This window comes from Micromonospora sp. CP22, from assembly GCF_009712475.1.
Taxonomy (GTDB): domain Bacteria; phylum Actinomycetota; class Actinomycetes; order Mycobacteriales; family Micromonosporaceae; genus Micromonospora.
This window is the reverse complement of sequence record NZ_VCJO01000019.1, coordinates 20,052-45,520: the sequence shown is the minus strand read 5'-3', so window position 1 is coordinate 45,520 and position 25,469 is coordinate 20,052. Positions and strand designations below refer to the sequence as shown.

The 25,469-nt window shown below is 71.2% G+C and carries 20 protein-coding genes; 13 read left to right on the top strand and 7 right to left on the bottom strand.

Annotated elements, in window-relative coordinates:
• Positions 1-49 precede the first annotated feature (49 nt).
• The gene (pgm, locus tag FF096_RS22690; RefSeq protein ID WP_155221587.1) at positions 50-1,699 is read left to right on the top strand and encodes a phosphoglucomutase (alpha-D-glucose-1,6-bisphosphate-dependent); all 1,650 of its coding nucleotides are present in this window, start codon (positions 50-52) and stop codon (positions 1,697-1,699) included.
• 106 nt (positions 1,700-1,805) lie between these two features.
• On the opposite strand, the gene FF096_RS22685 is transcribed toward pgm, so the two are convergent.
• The 3 genes from FF096_RS22685 to FF096_RS22675 all read right to left on the bottom strand — a co-directional run bounded on the left by FF096_RS22685 (position 1,806) and on the right by FF096_RS22675 (position 4,009).
• Positions 1,806-2,312: a hypothetical protein gene (locus tag FF096_RS22685; protein WP_155221586.1), complete on the bottom strand. Its 507-nt coding sequence runs from the start codon at positions 2,310-2,312 to the stop codon at positions 1,806-1,808.
• Between the two features lie 222 nt (positions 2,313-2,534).
• Positions 2,535-3,302: a YwiC-like family protein gene (locus FF096_RS22680; RefSeq protein ID WP_155221585.1), complete on the bottom strand. Its 768-nt coding sequence runs from the start codon at positions 3,300-3,302 to the stop codon at positions 2,535-2,537.
• The gene (locus tag FF096_RS22675) at positions 3,299-4,009 is read right to left on the bottom strand and encodes a metalloregulator ArsR/SmtB family transcription factor (RefSeq protein WP_155221584.1); all 711 of its coding nucleotides are present in this window, start codon (positions 4,007-4,009) and stop codon (positions 3,299-3,301) included. Before FF096_RS22675 ends, FF096_RS22680 begins: the two co-directional genes overlap by 4 nt.
• Positions 4,010-4,173: 164 nt before the next feature.
• Here FF096_RS22675 and FF096_RS22670 point away from each other — a divergent pair, with 164 nt between their 5' ends.
• From FF096_RS22670 to FF096_RS22640, 7 genes are all read left to right on the top strand, one after another.
• Positions 4,174-4,599 (top strand): hemerythrin domain-containing protein, encoded by a 426-nt coding sequence (locus tag FF096_RS22670; protein ID WP_155221583.1) that lies wholly within the window; start codon positions 4,174-4,176, stop codon positions 4,597-4,599.
• A 193-nt stretch (positions 4,600-4,792) separates the two neighbouring features.
• On the top strand, positions 4,793-8,458 hold the full coding sequence (locus tag FF096_RS22665; RefSeq protein WP_155221582.1) for a nitrate reductase subunit alpha: 3,666 nt from the start codon (positions 4,793-4,795) through the stop codon (positions 8,456-8,458).
• Entirely contained in the window at positions 8,458-10,188 is a 1,731-nt protein-coding gene (gene narH, locus FF096_RS22660; RefSeq protein ID WP_155221581.1) for a nitrate reductase subunit beta, read from the top strand. Before FF096_RS22665 ends, narH begins: the two co-directional genes overlap by 1 nt.
• The gene (gene narJ / locus FF096_RS22655; RefSeq protein WP_155221580.1) at positions 10,185-10,808 is read left to right on the top strand and encodes a nitrate reductase molybdenum cofactor assembly chaperone; all 624 of its coding nucleotides are present in this window, start codon (positions 10,185-10,187) and stop codon (positions 10,806-10,808) included. Before narH ends, narJ begins: the two co-directional genes overlap by 4 nt.
• Positions 10,805-11,566, top strand: a complete 762-nt coding sequence (narI, locus tag FF096_RS22650; RefSeq protein ID WP_309223784.1) for a respiratory nitrate reductase subunit gamma — start codon at positions 10,805-10,807, stop codon at positions 11,564-11,566. The genes narJ and narI overlap by 4 nt, the downstream gene beginning before the upstream one ends.
• A 41-nt stretch (positions 11,567-11,607) precedes the next feature.
• Positions 11,608-12,882, top strand: coding sequence for a nitrate/nitrite transporter (locus FF096_RS22645; protein WP_155221579.1), 1,275 nt, complete (start codon positions 11,608-11,610; stop codon positions 12,880-12,882).
• Positions 12,883-12,902: 20 nt separating this feature from the next.
• A complete protein-coding gene (locus FF096_RS22640; RefSeq protein WP_155221578.1) occupies positions 12,903-13,235 on the top strand; it encodes a cupin domain-containing protein in 333 nt (110 codons plus the stop codon).
• A gap of 16 nt (positions 13,236-13,251) precedes the next feature.
• Here FF096_RS22640 and FF096_RS22635 read toward each other — a convergent pair whose 3' ends face one another.
• The 3 genes from FF096_RS22635 to FF096_RS22625 all read right to left on the bottom strand — a co-directional run bounded on the left by FF096_RS22635 (position 13,252) and on the right by FF096_RS22625 (position 19,689).
• Positions 13,252-16,137, bottom strand: a complete 2,886-nt coding sequence (locus tag FF096_RS22635; protein ID WP_155221577.1) for a helix-turn-helix transcriptional regulator — start codon at positions 16,135-16,137, stop codon at positions 13,252-13,254.
• Positions 16,138-16,268: 131 nt separating this feature from the next.
• Positions 16,269-16,499, bottom strand: coding sequence for a hypothetical protein (locus FF096_RS22630; protein ID WP_155221576.1), 231 nt, complete (start codon positions 16,497-16,499; stop codon positions 16,269-16,271).
• Positions 16,492-19,689 (bottom strand): type 2 lanthipeptide synthetase LanM family protein, encoded by a 3,198-nt coding sequence (locus FF096_RS22625; protein ID WP_196222615.1) that lies wholly within the window; start codon positions 19,687-19,689, stop codon positions 16,492-16,494. The genes FF096_RS22630 and FF096_RS22625 overlap by 8 nt, the downstream gene beginning before the upstream one ends.
• Positions 19,690-20,005: 316 nt before the next feature.
• Here FF096_RS22625 and FF096_RS22620 point away from each other — a divergent pair, with 316 nt between their 5' ends.
• Genes FF096_RS22620 through fabG form a run of 4 tightly spaced genes read left to right on the top strand, consistent with a single transcriptional unit; the run spans position 20,006 to position 23,453 of the window.
• The gene (locus FF096_RS22620; protein ID WP_155221574.1) at positions 20,006-21,823 is read left to right on the top strand and encodes an AfsR/SARP family transcriptional regulator; all 1,818 of its coding nucleotides are present in this window, start codon (positions 20,006-20,008) and stop codon (positions 21,821-21,823) included.
• A 54-nt stretch (positions 21,824-21,877) separates the two neighbouring features.
• Positions 21,878-22,246 carry a hypothetical protein gene (locus tag FF096_RS22615; protein WP_155221573.1) on the top strand — a complete coding sequence of 123 codons (369 nt, stop codon included), beginning with the start codon at positions 21,878-21,880 and terminating at the stop codon, positions 22,244-22,246.
• Positions 22,246-22,710: a 3-hydroxyacyl-ACP dehydratase FabZ family protein gene (locus FF096_RS22610; protein ID WP_155221572.1), complete on the top strand. Its 465-nt coding sequence runs from the start codon at positions 22,246-22,248 to the stop codon at positions 22,708-22,710. The genes FF096_RS22615 and FF096_RS22610 overlap by 1 nt, the downstream gene beginning before the upstream one ends.
• Positions 22,707-23,453, top strand: coding sequence for a 3-oxoacyl-ACP reductase FabG (gene fabG / locus FF096_RS22605; RefSeq protein WP_155221571.1), 747 nt, complete (start codon positions 22,707-22,709; stop codon positions 23,451-23,453). Before FF096_RS22610 ends, fabG begins: the two co-directional genes overlap by 4 nt.
• On the opposite strand, the gene FF096_RS22600 is transcribed toward fabG, so the two are convergent.
• Complete coding sequence (locus FF096_RS22600) at positions 23,425-24,312, bottom strand: SDR family oxidoreductase (RefSeq protein WP_155221570.1); 888 nt, start codon at positions 24,310-24,312, stop codon at positions 23,425-23,427. The two genes, fabG and FF096_RS22600, sit on opposite strands and share 29 nt — an antisense overlap.
• A 186-nt stretch (positions 24,313-24,498) precedes the next feature.
• Between FF096_RS22600 and FF096_RS22595 the strand changes: the two genes are divergently transcribed.
• Positions 24,499-25,446 (top strand): beta-ketoacyl-ACP synthase III, encoded by a 948-nt coding sequence (locus tag FF096_RS22595; RefSeq protein WP_230462866.1) that lies wholly within the window; start codon positions 24,499-24,501, stop codon positions 25,444-25,446.
• Positions 25,447-25,469: the final 23 nt, after the last annotated feature.

Sequence of the window (25,469 nt, the reverse complement as noted above, 5' to 3'; positions counted from 1 at the left end):
GTGCAGCGCAGCGGAGCCCAGCAGTCGCGAACGGAAGGCCAACACAGCCTTGAGTAGTCATCCCCGTGCCGGCCAGCCGGCCGAGCCCGCCGACCTGGTCGACGTACCACGGTTGGTGACCGCCTACTACAGCGAGCATCCCGACCCGGCCGACCCGGCGCAGCAGGTCTCCTTCGGCACGTCCGGGCACCGTGGGTCGAGCCTGCGTAACGCCTTCAACTCCGATCACATCGTCGCGGTCACCCAGGCGCTCTGCGACTACCGTCGGGAGCAGGGCATCGACGGGCCGCTGTTCCTCGGGCGGGACACCCACGCGCTGTCCACCCCCGCTGCCGTCGACGCCCTGGAGGTGCTCGCCGGCAACGACGTCACCGTGCTGTTGGACAGCCGCGACGGCTACACCCCCACCCCGGCGGTCTCGCACGCCATCCTCGGCCACAACCGGGGTCGTACCGCCGGTCTCGCCGACGGCATCGTGATCACCCCGTCGCACAACCCGCCGGACGACGGCGGGTTCAAGTACAACCCCACCCACGGCGGGCCGGCCGACTCCGACGCCACGAAGTGGATCCAGGACCGCGCGAACGCGATCCTCGCCGCCGGGCTCAAGGAGGTGCGTCGCGTCCCGTACGCCCGAGCCCGCGCCGCCGACACCACCGGCACCTACGACTTCCTCGGCGCGTACGTCGACGACCTGCCCGCGGTGCTCGATCTCGACGCGATCCGCGCCGCCGGGGTCCGCATCGGCGCGGATCCGCTCGGCGGCGCCAGTGTCGACTACTGGGGTGAGATCGCCGACCGGCACCGGCTGGACCTGACCGTGGTCAACCCGAACGTGGACCCGACCTGGCGGTTCATGACCCTCGACGGCGACGGCAAGATCCGGATGGACTGTTCGTCGCCGAACGCGATGGCCTCGCTGATCGCCATGCGGGGCGACTACCACGTGGCCACCGGCAACGACGCCGACGCCGACCGGCACGGCATCGTCACCCCGGACGCCGGGCTGATGAACCCCAACCACTACCTGGCGGTGGCGATCGCCCACCTGTTCCGCACCCGTGAGCGGTGGGGACCGGACGCGGCGGTCGGCAAGACGTTGGTCTCCTCCTCGATGATCGACCGGGTCGCCGCCGATCTCGGTCGGCCACTGCTGGAGGTCCCGGTCGGCTTCAAGTGGTTCGTGCCCGGCCTGCTCGACGGTGCGGTCGGCTTCGGCGGCGAGGAGAGCGCCGGCGCGTCCTTCCTGCGCCGTGACGGCGGCACCTGGACCACGGACAAGGACGGCATCCTGCTCTGCCTGCTCGCTGCCGAGATCATCGGCAGCACGGGGCGTACCCCGAGCGAGCACTGGGGCGAGTTGGCCGCCCGCTTCGGCGCACCCGCGTACGCCCGCATCGACGCACCGGCCACCCGGGAGCAGAAGGCGGTGCTCGGCAAGCTCTCCCCGGAACAGGTACGCGCCACCGAGCTGGCCGGTGAACCCATCACCGCCACGTTGACCACCGCCCCCGGCAACGGCGCGGCGATCGGCGGTCTGAAGGTCACCACCGAGTCGGGTTGGTTCGCCGCCCGCCCGTCCGGCACCGAGGACGTCTACAAGATCTACGCGGAGTCGTTCCAGGGGCCGGAGCACCTCACCCGCATCCAGCGGGAAGCCCAGGAGCTCGTTTCGGAGGTGCTGACGGCGGCCGGTTGACCCACTCCGCAGGCGTACCGGGTGGCCGGACGTCGGCGGCCCGGCCGAGGTGCGACGGCGGGCACCGGGTGTGGTGGCGGCATGCGACCACACCCGGCTATCACCGTCACGCGCTGGCGGGACCGATCAACGTGGGACGGAAGGTGTACTCGCGACCGCAGTAGTCCGGCGCGACGCTGGGCCGGTCGAACGAGGCCCGGCAGACCTGGATCACCACCCGGTCGATGCCGGCCGCCGAGGTGTTGGAGCCGAGCAGCAGGTCGAGCCGTACGGCTGAGTTGTCCGCTCGCTGGGCCGCCCGGTCAATCACGGTTTCGCCCGCGTACGCGACATAGGTGGCGATCGTGTAGCGCCGGTCGTCGCGGCAGGCGATCGGCTCGTTGGCGATCGGCCGGTCGACGACGACTCCGGTCAGCCGCACTGCGGCCGCTGGAGCGAAGGACCGCCACTCCAGGACGCCCTCGGTGTAGCCGTAGGTGCAGTTGTCTCCGGAGGGAACCGAGAAGCGCTGGGGGATGGGGGTGGGGCTGGCGGCTGCGCTGCCGGCCATGACGGTGGTGGCGATCAGCGCGGCGGCGAGCGCGGTCGCCGCCCTCAGGAACGCACGAGTCATCTGCTTCCTTTCAGGCTGGCACGGTGCGGTGGTGACCGGGCGGTACGGTCAGGGCCGCAGGCCCGGCTGGACGGGCCACCGGCATCCGTGGCGGGATAGAGCGAAGTTTATCGATTTGAAGAAGCGAAGTCACCCACCGTGGAGCGGATCGTGACACCCATCCGTACGCCGCCGCGCAGCCGCCCGCCGCCCGAGGGGCCCCGATGCCCGCGCCGCCGAGGCTCAGCTGGTGCTGGCGACGAGCACCAGGGCGCTGGCGAGGATTTCGATGAGGCCGACATGCTTCGGCGTGAGCCGGTGACGGGGTAGGACGACGGCCCGGACGAGGAGGAGCAGGAAGACCCCGAGCAGGGGAGGACCGAGCCAGGCGGCCAGGGCGACCGAGGCGACGTGGTAGCCGACCGAGGCGCGGTAGTAGCTGGTGCTGCCGCGTTCGCGGATCATCGTCTTGACGTAGAGGACGGTGCCGATGAAGTAGGCGGTGACGGCGAGGAAGGCGGTGACCACCGTCTCCGGAGGCTGGCCCGCGGCGGTGGCGCAGACGAACACCATGAGGCAGCTCTGGGCGACCGAGGCCAGGTCGTTGCCGAGGGCGCGTTCGGCGCGTCGCCGCGCGTAAGCGACGTTGACGCCCAGCAGGACGGCGTACGCCGGGGCGTACCAGAGCAGGTCCGGGCGCAGCAGGAGGACGAGTCCGCCGAGCAGCGCGGTGGGGACGCCGTAGGTCCACAGTTGGACGCGGAAGCGGCCGAAACGGCCGGTCTTGACGGCCTGCAACAGGTAGTAGCTGAGCAGGTAGCCGGTGAGCCAGGCACCGAGAAGGGGCAGGTGCGGCCAGCGCAGCCCGAGGGTGAGGACCGCGGCGAGCCATGGTACGAGCAGCATCGCCCAGGCGCCGTGCTGGGGCGGGATGAACTGTCGACGTTTGCGGGGCCGTGACCCGGTGGCGGGGGGCCGCCGCCGGACGGGCGGCGCGGTCGGGCGTGTCATCGCGGTCTCCCCGCCGCCGGGGCTGCCGCCGTCATCCGTACGACGCAGGCGGCGGGTGCGCCGAAGGGCTCCAACGTCACCGATCCCTCCGCCGCGCCGTCACGCTGGAGGGCGCCCCGCACCACACCGAGATGCAGCCCGCACATCGCGTCCGGATTCTGGCCGACCAGGTCCAGGAAGGGGCAGGTCAGCAGGTGCAACTCCGTCTCGGTGCCGACGTCAGCGGTCGGCTGGCGTCGCGGGCTGAAACCCAGTCCGTCCAGCACCGCCAGGACGGTGTTCACCGGGTCTTCGTCGCGGGGTGTCGCGGCGGCCAACTGCCGGCCCCAGTCCTGGCCCACCCGCGCGGCGGTGGCCCTGATATCACCGTCACCGCGGGACAGGTGCCCCAGGAGGGCGGCCGCCAGATCCCGGTAGGTGCCCGGGACCGGGTCGGCCGCCGCCGCCCGGTACCGCCAGGCCGGGCGGCCCGGCAGCCCACCGCTGGCGCGGGCCTTGACCAGGAGCCCGGCCTCGGTGAGTCGATCCAGGTGGGCGCGGGTGGTGGAGAGGTGCTGTCCGGTACGGGCGGCCACCTCGGCGGCGGTGACGCCGCCCTCGGCATCGCGCACCAGATGCAGAATCGTGACCCGGCTGGCAGAGCCCAGAGCGCGGTGACGGGGAGCGTCGATCGTCTCCCCGCGAGGACCCCTCCGCTGAGTTTCCATGTCACATGACGTTACAACGTCGATCGACGTCGAAAATCCTGGGGCAGGGTCCGTGTCACGCTCGGCCGCCCGAGCACCATGGGCACAGGTCCAACGGCCCTACTCGCCCACGATTCACCGGACCAGGCTGGGCGTGTCACCAGATGGGCGTCAGGAGGTCGACCATGTGCGACTACTGCGGCTGCCGGGAGTTTCCGTTGATCGGTCGACTGACCACCGAACACGAGGCGATCGCCAATGCCGCAGAGCGGCTGCGTACGGCGATCACCTCCGGTGCCGATGACGCCGTCACCCGCCTCGACGACCTGCTCGCGCTGCTGACGCCGCACACCGACACTGAGGAACGTGATCTCTTCGTCGAACTGCGGGCCGAGGGCAGTCTCACCGAAGCCGTGGATCGGCTGTGCGACGAACACGACGACATCCACGGTGTCCTCGGCGCCATCGACCGCACGTCGCCGGACTGGTCGGGAGTGCTGGCCGCGCTGGACCGGCTACGTCGACACATCGACAACGAGGAGCACGGATTGTTTCCGGCCGCGGTCATCGCCCTGCCGATCCCAGCCTGGGATCGCCTCACCAGCGGATAGCGCGGTCTCCGGTGGACCATGTACCGGGCGGCGGTGCGGCCCGCCCGGCGCACGGTCCAGCCATGTCGGGGACTTCGACCGGGCGGGCAACGCCGACAGCACGGTTGATGTCACGTGATCGCGTCTGGGGTTGCGGCAGCCCGTCGAAGGCATGAACGTGGTCAGCAAGGTCACAACCGAGGGAATGAGGCGCATGGCGAGCACCGGGGAGCAGGCGAGCCGAGCACTGATGGCGGTCGGAGGACTGGTACGGCGGGCGGAGGTGTCACCGGACGGCCGTGCGCTGTACCAGATCGGCGGTCGTGAGGCGGACGCGTTCTACCGCGACCGGTGGTCGTACGACAAGGTGGTGCGCTCCACCCACGGCGTCAACTGCACCGGCTCGTGTTCCTGGAAGGTGTACGTCAAGGACGGCATCATCACCTGGGAGCAACAGCAGGTCGATTACCCCAGCGTCGGGCCGGACCGGCCGGAGTACGAGCCGCGCGGCTGCCCGCGCGGCGCCGCGTTCTCCTGGTACACCTACTCGCCCACCCGGGTGCGCTACCCGTACGCCCGCGGTGTCCTGGTGGAGATGTACCGCGAGGCCAAGCAGCGCCTCGGTGACCCGGTCGCGGCGTGGGCCGACATCCAGAGTGACCCCGAGCGGCGTCGCCGATACCAGCGGGCCCGCGGCAAGGGTGGCCTGGTTCGGGTGACCTGGGACGAGGCCCAGGAGATGATCGCCGCCGCGCACGTGCACACGATCAAGCGGTACGGGCCGGACCGGGTCGCCGGATTCTCCCCGATCCCGGCGATGTCGATGGTGTCGCACGCGATCGGCGCGCGGTTCCTGTCGCTGCTCGGCGGTTCCATGCTCTCGTTCTACGACTGGTACGCCGACCTGCCGGTGGCCTCCCCGCAGGTGTTCGGCGACCAGACCGACGTACCCGAGTCCGGCGACTGGTGGGACGCCTCCTACCTCGTCATGTGGGGATCCAACGTCCCGGTCACCCGCACGCCGGACGCCCACTGGATGGCCGAGGCCCGCTACCGCGGCCAGAAGGTGATCGTGGTCAGCCCGGACTTCGCCGACAACGTCAAGTTCGCCGACGAGTGGATGCCCGCCCAGCCGGGCACCGACGGCGCTCTCGCCATGGCGATGGGCCACGTGATGCTCAAGGAGTTCTTTGTCGACCGGCGCACCCCCCGTTTCGTCGACTACGTCCGCACCTTCACCGACCTGCCGTTCCTCATCACTCTCGAGCAGGCCGCCGACGGGTCGTACCGGCCGGGGAAGTTCCTCACCGCGGCCGATCTCGGCGGGCAGGGCACGGAGGACGCGTTCAAGCCGGTGCTGTGGGATTCGGTAGGCGACGAGGTTGCGGTGCCGCGCGGTTCGCTGGGCCACCGCTGGCAGGAGCAGGCCGGTCAGTGGAACCTCGACCTGGGCGACCTGCAACCGGCGCTGACCTGTCTGGGGGCGGGCGACGCGGTGGAGGTCGGGTTGCCGCGGTTCGACACCGACACCCCGCAGGTGCTGCGTCGCGGCGTACCCACCCGCACCGTCGCCGGCAAGCTCGTCACCAGTGTCTTCGATCTTCTGTTGGCGCAGTACGGGGTGGCCCGTGACGGCCTGCCGGGGCAGTGGCCGGCCGGCTACGACGACGCCGAGGTGCCGTACACCCCGGCGTGGCAGGAGCCGATCACCGGCGTGCCGGCGGCGCAGGTGGCCCGGGTGGCGCGGGAGTTCGCCGACAACGCCGAGCGGTCCGGCGGCCGGTCGATGATCCTGCTCGGCGCGGGCACCAACCACTGGTTCCACTCGGACACCACCTACCGGGCGATCCTCGCGCTGGTGACGCTGACCGGCTGCCAGGGGGTCAACGGTGGCGGTTGGGCGCACTACGTGGGGCAGGAGAAGTGCCGACCGGTGACCGGTTGGGCGAACCTGGCGTTCGGGTTGGACTGGGTGCGCCCGCCACGGCAGATGATCGGCACCGCGTTCTGGTACGTCCACACCGACCAGTGGCGTTACGACACGTACTCCGCCGACGTGGTCTCCGCACCGACCGGCACCGGCCTGTTCGACGGCAAACACACCATGGACCTGCTGGCCCAGTCGGCGCGGCTGGGCTGGATGCCGTCGATGCCGACGTTCGACCGCAGCCCGCTCGATCTGGCCGACGAGGCGCTGGCCGCGCAACCGGACGACCCGGCCGGGTACGTCGCGACGTCCCTGCACGAGGGTCGGTTGCGGTTCGCCTGCACCGACCCGGACGCGCCCCAGAACTGGCCACGGGTGCTGACGGTGTGGCGGGCGAACCTGCTCGGTTCCTCAGCCAAGGGCAACGAGTACTTTCTTCGCCACCTGCTCGGCACCGACTCCAACCTGCGCGCCACCGAGGCCGAACCGGAGCTGCGGCCGAAGGACGTGGTCTGGCCGGACGAGGCCCCGGAGGGCAAACTCGACCTGCTGCTGAGCCTGGACTTCCGGATGACGTCCACGACGCTTTTCTCCGACGTGGTCCTGCCAGCCGCCACCTGGTACGAGAAGCACGACCTCAACAGCACCGACATGCACCCGTTCGTGCACGCGTTCACCCCGGCGATCAACCCGCCCTGGCAGACCCGCACCGATTTCGACGCCTTCCACGGCATCGCCCGCGCCTTCTCCGCCCTGGCCGGCCCGCACCTGGGAGTACGCAAGGACCTTGTCGCGGCGCCGCTGCTGCACGACACTCCGGACGCGATGGCCACCCCCCACGGGGTGGTGCGCGACTGGGCCCGCACCGGTGAGGTGCCGGTGCCGGGCCGGACCATGCCGAAGCTCGTCGTCGTCGAACGCGACTACGCCGCCGTCGCCGACAAGCTCGCCGCCCTCGGCCCGCTGCTGGACACGCTCGGCACCACCGGCAAGGGGGTGCACACCGACGTGACACCCGAGATCGAGTATTTGCGCCGCAAGAACGGCACGGTGCGCGGCGGCGTCGCCGACGGCCGTCCGTCGCTCGCCAAGGACGTGCACGCGTGCGAGGCGATCCTCGCCCTGTCCGGCACCACCAACGGCCGGGTGGCCACGGCGGGTTTCCACGATGTGGAGAAACGCACCGGCGTCAGGTTGGCCGATCTGGCCGCCGAGCACGAGGGCAAGCAGATCACCTTCGCCGACACCCAGTCCCGGCCGGTGCCGGTGATCACCAGCCCGGAGTGGTCCGGCAGTGAGCACGGCGGCCGGCGGTACTCGCCGTTCACCATCAACACGGAGCGGCGCAAGCCGTGGCACACGCTCACCGGCCGGCAGCACTTCTTCCTCGACCACGACTGGATGCACGAGGCCGGAGAGACGCTGCCGATCTTCCGGCCGCCACTGGACATGCACCGGTTGTTCGGCGAGCCGCGGCTCGGCCCGCACGGCGAACTGGAGATCACCCTGCGGTATCTCACCCCGCACTCGAAATGGTCGATCCACTCCGAGTACCAGGACAACCTGCTCATGCTCACGCTCTCCCGGGGCGGCCCGACGATGTGGATGAGCGAGGCCGACGCGGCGAAGATCGGGGTACGCGACAACGACTGGATCGAGGCGGTCAACCGCAACGGGGTGGTTGTCTGCCGGGCCGTGGTGACGCACAAGATGCCCGAGGGCACGGTGTACATGTACCACGCCCAGGAGCGGGTCATCGACGTGCCGAAGGCCGAGCGGACCGGCCGTCGCGGCGGCATCCACAACTCGTTGACCCGGCTGCTGGTCAAGCCCACCCATCTGATCGGTGGGTACGCGCAGTTGTCGTTCGCGTTCAACTATCTCGGCCCGACCGGAAACCAGCGCGACGAGGTCACCGTGATCCGCCGCCGTTCCCAGGAGGTGCAGTACTGATGCGCGTGATGGCGCAGATGGCGATGGTGATGAACCTCGACAAGTGCATCGGCTGTCACACCTGCTCGGTGACGTGCAAGCAGGCGTGGACCAACCGCTCCGGGGTGGAGTACGTCTGGTTCAACAACGTCGAGTCCCGGCCCGGTCAGGGCTATCCGCGCACCTACCAGGATCAGCAGACGTGGCAGGGTGGTTGGGTACGCACCCGCTCCGGCCGGCTCAAGCCCCGCTCCGGCGGACGGGTGAAGAAGCTGTTCAGCATCTTCGCCAACCCGAAGCTGCCGTCGATGCAGGACTACTACGAGCCCTGGACGTACGACTACGAGCACCTGCTGACCGCGCCGGCCGGCGACGACATCCCGGTGGCCCGACCGAAGTCGCTGCTGACCGGCGAGGACACGAAGATCACGTGGAGTGCGAACTGGGACGATTCCCTCGCGGGCGGCAACGAGATCGCCGCCGGTGACCCGGTGCTGCGGCAGGTCTCCGACCGGGTCCGTGAGGAGTACGAGAAGGCGTTCCTGTTCTTCCTGCCGCGCATCTGCGAGCACTGCCTCAACCCGTCCTGTGCCGCGACCTGCCCGTCCGGGGCGATCTACAAACGCAGTGAGGACGGCATCGTCCTGGTCGACCAGGACCGCTGCCGGGGCTGGCGGATGTGTGTCACCGGCTGCCCGTACAAGAAGGTGTACTTCAACCACCGCACCGGCAAGGCGGAGAAGTGCACGTTCTGCTTCCCGCGCATCGAGATCGGTCAGCCCACCATCTGCTCCGAGACCTGCGTCGGCCGGCTGCGCTACATCGGCCTGATGCTCTACGACGCCGATGCCGTGGCGGCTGCCGCGGCGGTCAAGGACGAGCACGACCTGTACGCCGCCCAGCGCTCGGTCTTCCTCGACCCGCACGATCCCGCCGTCGTGGCCGCCGCCCGGCGGGCCGACATCCCCGACGACTGGATCGAAGCGGCGCAACGGTCCCCGGTCTGGGACCTGATCATGCGTCACGAGGTCGCCCTGCCGCTGCACCCGGAGTACCGGACCATGCCGATGGTCTGGTACATCCCGCCGCTGTCCCCGGTCGTCGACGTGCTGCGCGACACCGGCCACGACGGTGAGGACATGCGCAACCTGTTCGGCGCCGTCGACGCGCTGCGCATCCCGCTGGAGTACCTGGCCGGGCTGTTTACCGCAGGCGACACCGCCCCGGTGCGGGCGGTGCTCAACCGGCTCGGCGCGATGCGCGCCTACCAGCGCCGGATCAACCTGGGGGAGCCGCGCGACGAGTCCATCGCCGCCGCCGTCGGCATGACCGGCGCGCAGATGGACGACATGTACCGGCTGCTGGCCATCGCCAAGTACGACGAACGCTACGTCATCCCGGCCGCTCACGCCGAGGACGCGCATCACCTGGAACAGCTCGGCACGGAGTGCAGCCTCGACTACGAGGGCGGCCCCGGCATGGGCGGCGGTGGACCGTACGGCCAGGGGCCCTTCGGGGAGTCGTCCGGCACCCCGGCGCCGATCCAGGTCGAGACCTTCCACATGCTGCGGGAGCGCCAGACCTCCGACAGCTTCACCGATCCGGGCGACGAGCCGCGCCGGGTCAACCTGCTCAACTGGGACGGCAAGGGCCGGCCCGCCGGTCTCTTCCCGCCCCGTCGCAACGCCACGGCCGGTGGCGCGGACACCGACGAGCCCGGCGTGATCGACACCGACGGGAGCGGACGATGACCACCACACCACTCTGGCGGGCCGCCGCGGCCCGGGCGGCCTCGCTGCTGCTGCGCTATCCCGACACCGACACGCTCGACGCGTTGCCGACGCTGCTCGCCGCCCTCGACGAACTGCCCGACCCCGTGGCCTCGCACCTGCGCCCGGTGGCGCTGCACCGCCGCGACGGGCACCCCACCCGACTCGCCGCCCAGTACGTGGAGCTGTTCGACTTCCGCCGCCGCTGCGCGCTGCACCTGACCTACTACAGCTGTGGCGACACCCGTAAGCGCGGCGAGGCACTTGTCGGCTTCACCGCCGCGTACAAGGCGGCGGGCGTCGAGGTGATCGGCGGCGAACTGCCCGACTACCTGCCGGCGGTGCTCGATCTGGCCGCCGTCGACGGCGAGGGCTGGCGTCTGCTGCGCGACAACCGCGTCGGCCTCGACCTGCTCACCGAGTCGTTGGCCCGGGAGAAGTCGGTCTACCGGCACGCGGTCGAGGCGGTGCAGGCGCTGCTGCCCCCCGCCCGGCCGGCCGAGGTGAGAGCCGCGGCCCGACTGGCCCGCACCGGACCACCCGTGGAGCAGGTGGGCCTCGAACCGTTCGGACTCGTCGACACCACCGGAGGCCGTCGGTGAACGTTCTGCTGTGGGTGGTCTACCCGTACCTCACCATCGCGATCCTGGTGGGTGGGTTGATCTGGCGCTACCGCTACGACAAATTCGGCTGGACCACCCGCTCCTCACAGCTCTACGAGTCGACCGTGCTGCGCTGGGGCAGCCCGATGTTCCACTTCGGCATCCTGATGGTCTTGATCGGGCACGTCGGTGGGCTGCTCATCCCCAAGTCGTGGACCGAGGCCGTCGGCATCACCGAACACACCTACCACCTGATGGCCGTCTTCATCGGCTCGGTCGCCGGCTTCTGTACGCTGATCGGCATGGCGGTCCTCATCGCCCGCCGCCGTCTCACCGGGCCGGTCTTCGCCGCCACCACCAGGAACGACAAGGCGATGTACGCGGTGCTCACCACCGTCATCGTGGTCGGCCTGTGGAGCACGCTGCGGGCCAACGTGGTGGGCGACGGCTACGACTACCGGGAGACCATCTCGCCCTGGTTCCGGTCGCTGTTCTACCTCAGCCCGGATCCCGAGATCATGGCCGGTGTCCCGGTCGGTTTCCAGATCCACATCGTCACCGCCTTCGCCCTGTTCGCGTTCTGGCCGTTCACCCGGCTCGTGCACGCCTTCAGCGCCCCGGTCGGTTACCTCACCCGCCCCTACGTGCCCTACCGCAGCCGCGACACCCGACCCGGCCTGCGTCCGTCGCGCCCCGGTTGGGAAGGGCCACCCCGGGCACCCCGAGCGCAGCGCAAGCCCGACCGAACCCGCCGCTGACGCGCTTCGCAGCCGCCGGCCAGCCCGCGACGAGGTACGAGATGACCACAACCGGCAATGCGCCGAGCACCGACCCGGCTGGCGTCACGCCACGTCCCGGCGCCACGCGCAACCTGGTGGTCGCCACCATCGGCTTCACCGTCAACTTCTGGGCGTGGGCGCTGCTCGGCCCGCTCGGTCCGGGCGTCAAGGAGCGCCTCGGGCTCAGCTTCGCCGCCCAGTCGCTGCTGGTCGCGGTTCCGGTGCTCGTCGGATCGCTGGGCCGGATCCCGGTCGGCGCGCTCACCGACCGGTACGGCGCGCGCATCATGTTCCCCCTGCTCAGCCTCGCCACCATCGTCCCGGTACTGACTCTGACGGTCGTCGACAGTTACCCGGCGTTGATCGTCACGGGGTTCTTCCTGGGACTGGGTGGCACGACCTTCGCCATCGGCGTACCGCTGATCTCCGGGTGGTACCCACCCGCCCGCAAGGGCTTCGCGCTCGGTGTGTTCGGCATCGGCATGGGCGGTACCGCCATCGCCAACTTCACCACCGTGCGGCTCGCCGAGACCTACGGCGAGAACACGCCCTTCCTGCTCGTGGCGGCTGTCCTCGCCGGCTACACCGTGCTGGCGTTCGCGCTGTTGCGTGACCCGCCGCGCCGCGCCGCGCCGGCCGGCTCCGCGCTCGCCCGCACCGTCGCGGTCAGTCGCCTGACGGTCACCTGGCAGCTGTGCTTCCTCTACGCGGTCGGCTTCGGCGGGTTCGTCGCCTTCAGCGTCTACCTGCCCGCCTACCTGCGCACCGCCTACGAGCTCAGCGCCAACGACGCCGCGCTGCGCACCGCCGGTTTCGTCGTCCTGGCCGTGGCCGCCCGCCCGACCGGCGGTTGGCTCTCCGACCGCCTCCACCCGGTTCCGGTGCTCGTCTGGTGCTTCACCGGCACCGCCGTGTTCGCCGTTGTGCAGGCGTTCCAGCCGCCCCTGATGCCGGTCGCCACCATCGCCTTCCTCGGCATGGCCGCCCTGCTCGGCGCCGCCAGCGGCGCCGTCTTCGCCCTCGTCGGCAGGGTCGCACCGGCCGACAAGGTCGGCACGGTCACCGGCGTGGTCGGCGCCGCGGGCGGCCTGGGCGGCTTCGTCCCACCACTGATCATGGGCTGGGTGTACGGCATCGAGGGCTCGTACGCCATAGGGTTGATGCTGTTGTCCGACGTCGCGCTCGCCGCCGCCGTCTACACGGCGGTCAAGATGAGCCGGATCGGCAAACCCGCCACCGCGGCAGCGGAGACACCCGCCGCTTCCGCGAGCATCAGTACCCGATCCGGTAACTGACGCCGACCAGAAGAGAGATCATGCAGAAGTCATCGCTGACCGACCTGACCGACCAGCTGCTCACCGCGGCTCGCGGCACGTCCAGCGGGCGCGGCGCCCAGACCGTGCACGGTGGGCACACCAAGACGCTGCGCCAAACCGTCATCGCCCTCGTCGCCGGCCAACGCCTCGACGAGCACGAGAACCCTGGCGAAGCCACCGTGCACGTGCTGCACGGCCTCGTCCGCCTCGCCACCGGCACGACCAGCTGCGACGGCGTCGCCGGGGATCTGCTGCTCGTACCGGACGCCCGGCACAGTCTTGAGGCGCTCCAGGACTCCGTGGTGCTGCTCACCGTCATCAAGAAGGTGTGACCCGACGATGAGGAGCTCAGTCCTTGTCGATCTCGGTGGCGACATCGCTCAGCGCGATCCGGTTCGGTAGCCCGGTCTTGACGATCAAGCTGGAGATGTGCCGCTCGACCGTACGCGGCGACAGGTGCAACCGCGCGGCGATCTCCCGGTTGCTGAGCCGACCGGCCAACAGCCGCAGCACCTCCAGCTCCCGGACCGTGACCCCCATGGCCCGCAGCCCGGCCGGGATCTCGCCGGCACCCTGTCGGCGCTGCGCCACCCGGGCCCCCGCCTGACGCAGCATTGTCCGGCACGCGTGTGCGACCGGTTCGACGTTCGCCTGGTGGAAGTAGTCCTCCGCGGCACGCAGCCACGGCACCGGCGAACCCCACCCGTCGGCCAGCGCCGACTCGGCGACCAGCCGCAGCGCGAGATGCCGACCCATCGCGTACAGGGAGGCGACCTCCATCGCCTCGGCCACCGTGGCGGTGGCGGCCTCGTGCTGGCCGGCCCGACCCAGCAGCACCGCCCGGGTGAAGAGCGCGAACTGCCGGTCCCAGCGCAGCTGGCTGGCGGGCGCGCTGGTGAGTTCCTCGTACTCGGCCCAACTGATGTCGTCGGCCATCGCGCGCAGCAACGGCTGGAGGCCGAGCCGACCGCTCAGGTGGAACACGGTCGGGTTGGTCTCCTCCGCCCCCACCGCCAGGGACAACTCGGCCAGCGCCAGCGGGCGGTTCTCCTCCAGCAACGCGCAGAACGCACCGGCCAACCCGTGGACCCGCTGGGTGTGCAGGCTCTCGTCGCCGCCCCAGCTCCGGAACTCGGCCAACGCCTTCTGCATCTGCGGGCGTCGGCCCTGATGAGCGGCGAGCACCGCTTTGAGCAGCAGCACGTACTGGGTGGTCTCGGTGAACTTCGTACGGCTGGTGGCGGCGTGCACCTGGTCGATCAGCTCCTGCGCCGGGGCGTACGCCCCCCGCATGATCAGATGCAGTGCGATGCTCGCCTCCGCCTGCTGTCGGGCGGTCACCGCGCCGACCTGTCGCGCCTGCTCCCGGGCCTGTTCGAGCCGGTCCAGGGTGCCGTGCAGCAACGCGTCGTCGTTGCCGAGCCGGATCAGCGCGTGGACCTCCCAGATCGGCAGGTCGTGTTCGGCGGCGATGGAGCGGGCCTTCTCCAGGCAGCGGGTGGCCTCGGCCGGGTCGCGGTGCCGGACCAGCGCACCGAGCAACTGCCATGCCTGACAGGCCACCACGGGCAGCGGCACCGCGGCACCGACCGTGGCGGCCCGGCGGGTCAGGGCCTCGGCGACCTCCAACTGCTCCTTGCCGGGGGTGTCCAGGGCCAGGTGCGCGGCGACGATGTCGATCGGCGCCTCGTCCTGCGGTGCGGGGTCGGGGCCGAGCAGGTCGCGGGCGATCTCCACCTGCGCCGTCGCGTCGGTGAGCTGCCCGGCCACCATGGCGGTCCAGGCCAGCCGGGTGTGCAGGCTGGCCCGCCGACGAGGGTCCAGCTCGCCGACCTGGTCCGGACTGCTGACCAGGGCCAGGGCCCGACTCACCAGTCCCGCTTCGCCGAGGGCCTGGAGCAGCGCCTCCAGGGTGTCCGCCCGCACGTCGCCCGGGGAACCGGCCTGGAGTTCCCACGCCCGATCGAGCAGGGCCACGGCCGAGGTGGCGGCACCCTGGGCCAGCGCCCGTCGACCGGCCTCGGTGAAGAGACGCCCGGCGGTCAACGTGTCGCCGGCCTCGAGGCGGAGGGCGGCCGAGATCTGGCACCACTCGCCGGGCAGATCCGGGTGGACCTTCGCCACGGCGTCGGCCACGCTCTGGGCCAGCTCCCGCCGGTCGTACGGCTCGATCAGGGCGAGCAGCGACTCCTGGGTGACCCGGTGCCGGAAGGCGTACCAGTCGGACATCTGGTCGTCCGGTGTCACCATCTGGGCGACGAGTTCACCGTTGAGGTGGTTGAGCACGTCCCGGTCGCTCAGGCCGGTCGCCGCCTGCACCACGGTGACCGGGAACCGCTGCCCGATCAGCGCCCCGCAGGACAACAGCCGCCGGGCCGGTGGGGCCAGCTTCTCGATCCGGTGCCCCATGCTGCGGGCGAAGGCGGCCGGCAGCGCGGCGGGCGGCGGAGACGCGAGCTGCCAGCCACGGGCGTCGCGCAGCAGCAGCTGGTTCTCCACCATGGCGGTGAGGATCTCCTCGACGAGGAAGGGGTTGCCGCCGCTGCCGCCCCAGATCAGGTCGGTCGCAGCAGTCGGCAGCTCGTCGTCGGTCACGTCGAGACAGGCCCGGACCATCTCGCGCAGCTCATCCGGACCGAGTCGGTCCAGCGTCACGAGGGTGCACTTGCCTCGCCGGGCCGCCGCGTGCGCGACCGCCAGGGCCGGTGAGTCGTCGGCCCGGATGGTGCCGAGCAGCACGGTGGACTGCTGGTGAAGGTTGTCGATCAGGTACTCGACCACCATCAGCGTCTCGGCGTCGGCGTCCTGGAGGTCGTCGAGGACCATCAGGCACCCGGTGTCCTGACCGGCGAGACCGGTCAACCGGAGCACCGCCTCGGCGAGGATCACCACCGAGCCGTTCTCCTGCTGGGCCGGGGGCGTGCCCCAGTCGGGCACCAGCCGCCCGAGGACCGGACCGTACGGACCGAGCGCGTTGATGTCCACGGTGGACGAGCGCAGCAGGGAGAGCACCGCCTCGGTGATCGGCCGCAGCGGCACACCGGTGCACAGGGTGCTGCCCCGCCCCTGGAGCAGGGCCATCTCGGCGTGGTACGCCTGCTCGACGGTCGCCGCGGCCAGCCGCGACTTGCCGATGCCGGCCTCTCCGACGATGAAGACCGATCCGCCGTGCCCGTCGATGGCGGCGTCGAGAAGGCGGCGCAACACGGTGAGTTCCGCATCTCGGCCTATCATCGGGCGGGATCGCCGTTGCACGGGCGTAACGATAGCGAGGCGGCCCGTCATAGACCACTACGGACGGGTAGCGAACGTACCTACCCGAGCGACCGGACGGACCGCCACGCTGGGTCAGTCGTCGACCGACCTCACACGATGTAGGTGGGACAGCAGGTGGTGAGGGCCACCGTGTCGACGGGTTCCGGGCTGTCTCCGGAGACCAGACGCCCGACCAGCAGACCCACCGGGATGGCGAGACCGGCCAGCGCCGCCGTACGCAGCCCGAAGCTGACCACCGGGTTGACTCGCGGGTCACCCACCGGGTGGGTGTCGGTGACGTCCTCGGCGTACGCGGCGTTGGCGGCGAATTCGTCAGACATGTCGTCTCTCCTCTTGGGTTGGATCGGTTGGTGTCCGGCGACCGTCCGAGACGGCTGGTCTCCGTTCTGGTTCCAGCAGCAGCGCGGAGGGTATCCGCGCCGACAGGCCGATGCGTAGCAGGCTGTATCCGATGCCGGCGAGCCCGGTCAGCAGACCCGGGGTGAGCACCCCGTCGGGCGTACCGCAGTAACGCTCCTGCCACTGCAACGCGTTCAGGATCAGCGTGGCGCGCCGACGCAGGATGGCCGTCGCGTCGGGTCCTACCGGCCCCGGGGCGAGCGCGGTGAGGGCGTCGACGATGCCCGCCTCGCCGTGGCAGAGACTCAGATCGCGTGACGGCGGCTGGTCGGCCAGCCAGCGGACCAGCCGGGTCGACTCGGCCAGGCCCGGCGACCCGGACCCGCCCGCCTCGCCGCCGCCCCGATGGGCGAGCGCGAGCGCCAGGCCCGAGGCGCCGACGCACCACCCCGAGGAACTGGCCGCGGCTCGCGCCGCGTGCCGTGCGGCCGCCAACGCGGCGTCCGCGTGCCGGGTGGTGCCCGATCCCGTCTCGACGAACCGGTGCAGGGCGTACGCGATGCCGGCCGTGCCGTCCGCGAAGCCGGTCGGACCATCCGGGCGGTCGAGCGCCTCCACCGCGTCGGCCACCGCGTCGGCGCAGCTGCGGGCCAACGCCCCGGCCCGTTCGTGACCGAGGTCGGTGTGGATGGCGGACATCGCGGCCAGACAGCCCGCGCGGCCGGTCGCCCAGTCGTCGGTGGGGGAGCTGACCGTGGCGACGTAGGCGAGTTCGACAGCCGTGTCGACCCACCGGCCGATCTCCGGGTCGTCCAGCAGCATCCGCAGCCGGGTGAGGCCGTAGGCGATCCCGCCGAGGCCGTGCAGGCCGCCGCAACCGATCGCGGTGACCAGCTCCGGCCGGTCCGCGAGCAGGTCGAGCAGGCGGGGCGTCGCGACGATCGCCCGGCGGGCCACGTCCCGGTAGCGGGCCACGCCGCTGACCTCGGCGAGTTGACCGAGGAAGAGCGCCACTCCGAGGTAGCCGTTGGCCAGCCCCGCTCCCATCGGCAGCAGCAGCCACTGCCGGTCGTCGACCAGTTCCAGGCCGAGCCAGTTCACCCGCTCACGACCGGGCGCGCCGCGCGCGACGAGTTGGTCGGCGATCGCGCACGCCGCCGCGACCAGCCGCTCGGCGGGGGCCGCCGTGCCATGCTTCGAACTGGGCATCGGGGCGGCGTCGAGGTGCCCACCGACCGGTCGGCGGGTGGCCAGGCTGGCCAGGATGATCCACTCCTGGTCCTGCCGGTCGGCCTCGCCGAAGCGCGCGATCCGGTCCAGTGCGGCGTCCATGCCGCTGCGGCGCAACGGCATCGTGGTCGGTCGGCCGTCGACGCAGAGGGTCAGCGAGTCGGCGCGGGCGTGGTAGTAGGGGACGTCACCGCGCCACAGTGCGGCGATGTCGTGACGTGCGAAGGCCGTGTCGGCGGGGAACTGGGCCTGGTCGTAGAGCTGGGCGAGGAAACGGTCCCGGTCCAGGGCATCGCGGAGCAGGTTCGGGTGGGTGCTCTCGTCGAGCAGCATCCGGTACGCCCAGGTGGGCCGGGCGACGAGTCGTACGGTCATCGCCGCCGACTCCTCGACCAACCGGGCGAAGTCCTCGCGATGCGTCTCGATCGCGTCGTAACCGAGCCGGAAGCCGGCCATGATCGACTCTGCGTGATCCTCCGGATTGATCACCCGGTCGCCGAGCCGGGGTCGGTTCGAGGCACCGTCGAAGGTGCCCGCCCGGCGCACCAGGCGCATCCGGTCGGTGCCCGGGTCGGCCCAGTCGATCAGGCTGGCCGGGCTCTGCCGACCCTGGTCGCCACCGGAGCCGGACAGGTCCATGATGCCCTGCTCGCCGACGACCATCATGGGCAGCAACGCGGTCCGCTGCACCGACGCGGCGAGCAGTTCGGCCGCCGGGTCCACGGTGTCGTTCGGTTCCTGCCACACCGGGCGGAACAGCGTCTCGACATCGATCATCACGGGCTGGTCGCCGCTGGCGATCAGGTTCTCGTAGTGCAGGTCCGTGGTGTTGAGCGCGTGGGCGAGCGCGAGCAGCACCCCTTGACGGCGGTAGTAGAGGTGCCCGCCGTCCGGGTCGGTCAGCGGTGCGGACGCCACGAACTCGGTCCACCCGTACTCGGGACGGTGCAGACCGGCGACCTTACGCAGGCCGACGTCGGGAATCCGCAGGTTCAGCCAGTCGACGAAGGCGTCCAGCCGGGCGTCGTGGGCCAGGTCGCGGGGCTTGTAGACCAACCGTCGGCCGTCGGCGAACCGGACGACGCTGGTGGTCCGCCCGGCGCGATGCGGGTCGCCCTGGTTGTCCTCGACGGCCACCAGCGGACCCGGGTCGACGTCGCCGAACAGCTCCCGCACCAGGCAGGACCGGTCGGCGGCGTACCGGTTCACCAACTCCAGCCTGGCCTCGGTGGCGTACACGGTGGCCTGTCCGACCAGTCTGGCCAGCACCGGACGGTCGGTGAACAGGGTGGCGATCCCGGCCGGCTCGGTCAGCCGACGGACGAAGTCGACGAAGCGGGCGCGACTGTCGTCGCCGCGCAGCAGACCGGCCGCCCGCTGACGGTGCAGTTCGGCGACGAAGGTACGGGCGGCGAGGCTGGTCAGCCGGCGTTCCAGGGCGGCGCCCAGCGAGCCGGTCAGCGCGTGGAGGTCCACCTGCGCCTCGTCGGACATCAGACGGGTCCCGACCCGGAAGCGGGCCTTCGCGTACTCGACCAGCGGGCGGAACGGCAGAGCGAAGGCGGCGCGCCAGTCCGCCGGGACCGGGTCCGAGGCGGGCAGCGGTGTGGCGGCGCGTACGGCGGACTCGATCGGCTCCACCCAGGACGGTGCGTCCAGCCGGGCGGTGAGTTGCGTGTCCTCCTCCGCCAGGATGCCGAGCAGGTGGTCCTCGCTGACGGTCAGGCCGCGCAGGTACGCCTCCAGCACGCCGCTGTCCTCGGCCCGCCAACGCCGCAGCCGCTGTCGGGCCTGCGCCAGCCGGGCGCTGTCGACCGGTGCGGCGACATCGGCACGCACCCGCTCGTGCAACGCCACCCCGCACGCCCACCAGCCCCCGGGGAGCCGCTGCGGCTCCGTCGGGGCCAGGCTCGATGGGCCGTCGGCGGTCGAGGTGTTCACCGGAAAGAGGGTGCCAAGGCGTACCGACGAACTCATGCGTGGGATCCACCCAAATTCTCGTCATCGACGCTGGTCGTGCGAGGCATCCCCGGTTGACCTGCGGATTCACCGGGCGGGTGACGGACGGCCCGGAGAGGCGAGCGGGCCGGTCGGCCGGCCACGACCGTCGGTGTCGGTGTCGTACACCTGCGTGCTGGGGGGACGGAACTTGGGTGGCGTGCACACATGCGTGGAGGTGCCGTGGTGACCGAATCTCCGACCTATTCCGCTGGGTGGACCGATCGGAGCGACTGTGGAGTTTTGCGTACTCGGGCCGGTGAGCGCCTGGCAGGACGGCTCTGAGATTCCGCTGGATGGTGCGAAACAGCGCACCGTCCTGGCCGCGTTGCTGCTCGCCAGGGAGCGGATCGTCTCCGACGCCCAGCTCTGCCGACTGCTCTGGGACGAACACCTGCCGGCGACCTTCGCCGCTCAGCTGTACAACTACGTGTCCCGGCTACGCAGGTACCTCGGAGACGAGGTGGAGATCGTCCGGAAGTGCTCCGGGTACGCCCTGCGGCGCAAGGACAGCCGGCTCGACCTCGACGATTTCGAGCGGCTGGCCGGGCTGGGCCGTGCCGCGCTGCGCGAGGGCCGGTACGAGGAGGCGGGGCGCTGGTTGCACGAGGCCCTGGGCCTGTGGCGGGGTACGACCCTGTCCAACGTCACCGACCATCTGGTCGAGGCGGAGGCGCATCGGATGGCCGAGGCGCGGATGGCGGTCCTGGAGGACCGAATCAGGGCGGACCTGTTCCTGGGGCGGCAGGCCGAGCTGGTGCTTGAGCTGACCGACCTGGTGGCCCGCCAGCCCTTGCACGAGCAGCTCCGCAGCCTGTTGATGATCGCCCTGCTGGGGTGCGACCGGCAGGCCGACGCGCTGGCCGTCTACCACGAGGGCCGACGCGTCCTCGCCGACGAACTGGGGGTGGACCCGGGGGCGGCCCTGACCGAGGCGTACCAGGCGGTGTTGGCCCGGCCCACGGTCTCCGTCGCCGAGGCGGTGCCCCGGACCGCGCCCGGCTGGCGGGACGTACGTCCGGCGATGTTGCCGCCCGGGGCACACGACTTCCACGGCCGTGAGGAGCAACTACGCCTGCTCACCGGGTGGCTCGCCGCGTCGCCACGATCCGGGCCGCCACGGACCCTGCTGACCGGGATGGCGGGCGTCGGCAAGACCGCGCTGGCCCTGCGGGCGGCGCACCTGTCCCGGGACGACTTCCCGGACGGGCAGCTCTACGTCGACCTGGGCGGCACCCGGGGCAACGCGACCGACCCGGGTGACGTGCTGGGCTGGTTCCTGCGCAGCCTGGGCAACGCCGAGCAGGACATTCCGGGGCGGCTCGACGAGCGGGAGTGCCTGTACCGCAGCCAGCTGGCCGGTCGACGGATGCTGGTGGTGCTCGACAACGTCGCCAGCTACTCGCAGGTCCGTCCGCTGTTGCCGGGCGACCCGTCCTGTCGGGTCATCCTGACCTGCCGGGGGCGTCTGTCCGAACTGCCCGGCGTCACCCGGGTCGAGGTGGACGTCCTGGCACCGGCACAGGCGATCGAGCTGTTCGCCACGATCGTCGGCGAGCAGCGGGTGGTCGCCGAGCCGGCCGCCGCCCGTCAGATCGTCGAGCTGTGCGGTCGGCTGTCGATCGGCATCCGGGTGGCCGCGGCCCGGCTGATCGCGCGTCCGCACTGGTCACTGCGGTACCTCGCGCAGCGGCTGGCCGACGAGCGGTGCCGCCTCAACGAGCTGCGACTGGGGACGCTGGACGTGCGGGCCCGTATCGACGGCAGCTACCAGCAGTTGACCGCCGAGAGCCAGGTCGCGTTGCGTCGGCTGGCGCTGCTGGAGTCGGCCGACTTCCCGATCGGGGCCGCCGCCCGAGTGCTCGACGTGTCGTCCCGGGTGGGGGAGGAGGTGGCGGAGAGCCTGATCGACGCCCGGCTGTTGGAGATCGCCGGATCGGACGGCGCACGGCGGCAGCGGCACCGCTTCAACGGCCTGGTGCGGGTCTTCGCCCGGGAGAAGGCTGATCCGGCGGATCGTCGGATGATGGCCGGCCGGTTCCCGCTGTCCGTGTCGCCCCGGGTGCCTGCTGCCTGATCACGCAGCTCGACGGTATGGAGAAGATATAGCCGCCACCGGCACGGTCGGCAGGTGACCAGCAGAACCTCGCCCGAGTGCGCCACCACCGCCCGGATCGAGCTGACCCGTGCCAGCGACGACGAGATCGTCGCCCGGGTACGCCCGGATCGGGCCGATCCGGTCTTCGCCGGGCACTATCCCGGCTTCCCCCTGCTGCCCGGCGTGCACATCGTCGAGTACGTGCACCGCGCCGTGCTCGCGGCGGCGCCGACGGTGGTCCTCGCCGAGCTGGTGTACTGCCGGTTCCTCCGGGCCATCGACCTGGACGACGAGCTGGTCATCAAGGTCCGCCGCGACGGCGAGCTGTGCCACGGCACCGTCACCGTCTCCGACGCACCAGCCGCCGAGGTGGTGCTGCGTTACCGGAATGGAGGTGACTGATGCTCGACGGCGACGACATCCGGCGGCTCATCCCGCACCGACCGCCGATGCTGCTGGTCGACCGGGTCAGTGAACTGGTGCCCCGCCGACACCTGGTCGGCAGCTACACCGTCACCGGAAGCCATCCACTGCCCCCGGTGCTGCTGCTGGAGTCGTGGGGACAGGCCGCGCTGGTCCTGATCCGACACGACCGGCCGATGCCGGACGTGCTGACCGGTGGTGTGCCGGTCGCCGGTGTCTTTGAGGAGATCAGGTTCGGTCGGCCGGTGTGGCCCGGCGAGACGGTCGAGCACCGGGTGCGGCTGACCCGGCTGCTCGCCGACACCGGCTTCGTCGAGGGCGAGACCGTGATCGGTTCCGAGGTCGTCATGCGGGTCGGCCGCCTGGTCGGTGCGGTGCGTCCGGCCGCCACGTTGCGCCCCGCCGCCCTGGCCGGGGTATCCGACGGCAAGGAGTCGACATGAGTGAGGTCCGACGACCGGTTGCGCTGGTCAGCGGAGGGTCCCGGGGGATCGGCCGGGCGGTGGTCCGGCAGCTCGCCACGGACGGGTACGACGTGGCCTTCTGCTACCAGAGCAACGGGCAGGCCGCCGCGAAGGTGGCCGCCGAGGTGGAGGAGGTCGGCGCGCGGGTGCTGGCCCGCCAGGTGAACGTCGCCGACCCGGCCCGGGTACGCGAGTTCGTCGCCGAGGTGGAACGCGACCTGGGTGAGGTGGCCGCGCTGGTCACCGTGGCCGGCATCATCCGGGACCGGCCGGTGGCGATGATGGCCGCCGAGGACTGGCAGTCGGTGGTCGACGTCAACCTCGGCGGGGTCTACCAGGTCTGCCGGGCGGCGATCCGGCGCATGATGCGCCGTCGGGGCGGGGCCATCGTCACGCTCTCCTCGGTGGCCGGCATCACCGGCAGCCCCGGTCAGACCAACTACTCCGCGTCCAAGGCGGGCATCATCGGGTTCACCAAGGCGCTGGCGAAGGAGGTTGGCCCGTACGGGATCCGGGTCAACGCCGTGGCGCCCGGCTTCATCGAGACCGACATGCTCAGTGACCTGCCGGCCGGACTGACCGACGGGGTCGGGCAGCGGACCGCTCTCGGCCGACTCGGGCAGCCCGAGGAGATCGCCCCGGTGGTGACGTTCCTGCTGTCGGAGCGGGCCTCCTACCTGACCGGACAGGTCATCACGGTCGACGGTGGCCTGACGATCTGACCCGGTGCGCGGCGAGCCGGTCCCGCATGGCCGCCAGGCGGAGCCGGCTCGCCTCGGCGCGCGCCCGTCGCGCCCGCAGTCGCAGGTAGAGCGTGCCGAGCAGCCGGGAGGACAGGTCGACCCGACGGGCGTCCGCCCCGACGATGATTCTCATCTGGTTGCGGCGGATCCCCCGCAGGATGGCCCGGGCGGCCGCTTCGGCCGAGACGGCCGCCTCCTGGGCGAAGCGTTCCCGGATCCCGTCGTAGCCCAGGCCCCGCCCGGTGCGGGCACTGGTGAAGATGTCGGTGCGTACGTTGCCCGGGTAGACGCAGCTGACCGTCACCGGCACGCCGCCGACCTGCATCTCCTGCCACACCGCCTCGGTGAAGCCCCGGACGGCGAACTTCGCCGCGTTGTACGCAGTCTGGGCCGGAGCGGTGGTCAGGCCGTACATGCTGGAGATGTTCACCAGGTGCCCGCGCGCGGCGACGAGCAGCGGCAGGAACGCCCGGGTGCCGTGCACCACGCCCCAGAAGTTGACATCCAGCACCCAGCGGACGTCTTCGTACCTGGCCTCGATGACCGTGGCCAGCAGATTCACCCCGGCGTTGTTGACCACCAGGTCGGCGCCGCCGAAGTCGGCCCGGACCTGCGTCGCGTGCGCCTGCACCGCCGCCATGTCGGTGACGTCCAGCGGATAGCCGCGCACCTCGGCCCCCAACTCGGCACAGGCCGCCGTGGTGCGGTCCAGGCCGTCGGGGGCCACGTCGGAGAGAGCCAGCCGGGCACCCTGGGCGGCCAGCTCGATGGCCAGCGCCCGACCGATCCCCGAGCCGGCTCCGGTGATGACCACGACCTTGCCACGGAGATCCTTCATGCGCTTCCTTCCGACCGGGCGGGCCAGCGTGCGGCGGCACACTCCCCGCGTACGGTCGCCGGCCCGGCTATCTCTTTTCCATACCGCCGCGATGTAGAGAAGTTGTGAGATCGCCGTCGAACACTCCCTCCCGGACGGTGCCACCAGGACGCCGACCGGCGTGGTGTGGAGGGATTGATGGCCCAGATGACTGGTGCGGCGATTACCGGGCTCGGTGCCTACCGGCCGAGCAGACTGGTCACGAACGAGGAGATCGCCGACGAGGCTGGTGTGACCCCGGACTGGATCGAGGAGCGGACCGGCATCCGGTCGCGCTACTGGTCCGGACCGGAGGAGTCCGTGACGATGATGGCCGCCGAGGCCGGCGGGAAGGCGCTCGCCATGGCGAACGTCGACCCCGCCGACGTGGACCTGGTCATCCTCGCCTCGGCGACGAAGAAGGACCGCATCCCGGGCGGCGCGCCCGAGGTGGCCAGCCGGATCGGCATCGACGCCACCGGGGCGTTCGACCTGAACGCCGCCTGTGCCGGCTTCGCCTACTCGGTCGGGGTCGCGGCCAACGAGATCCGGGCGGGCAGCGCCCGCAACGTGCTGGTGGTCGGGGCGGAGCAACTGAGTCGCTTCATCGACCCGGAGGATCCGGCCACGTACGTCATCTTCGGTGACGGCGCGGGTGCGGCGGTGGTCTCCGCCGCGCAGACCGACGGCATCAGCCCGGTGGTGTGGGGCAGCGACGGCCGACGCGCCAACATCCTCGGCACCAGGTGGGACGCCAACGGCCGCGAGTTCGCCAAGATGGACGGTCCGCTGGTCTACCGGTGGTCCACCAAGAACGTGCCGAGGGTGGCCCGCAGGGTGTGCGACCTCGCCGGTATCGAGCTGGCGGACATCGACTGGTTCGTGCCCCACCAGGCGAACCTGCGCATCATCGACCAACTGGCCGAGATCCTCGAGATCCCCGCCGAGAAGGTTGCCAAGGACGTCGTCGAAACCGGCAACACGTCGGCCGCGTCGGTTCCGCTGGCGCTCAGCCGGCTGTACGAGAGCGGCCAGACCAGCCCCGGTGACCGGGTGCTGCTGCTCGGCTTCGGCGCCGGCCTCGCCTACGCCGGTCAACTCATCCGGATGCCCTGACCAGTCCCCTCTGTCGAAAGGAC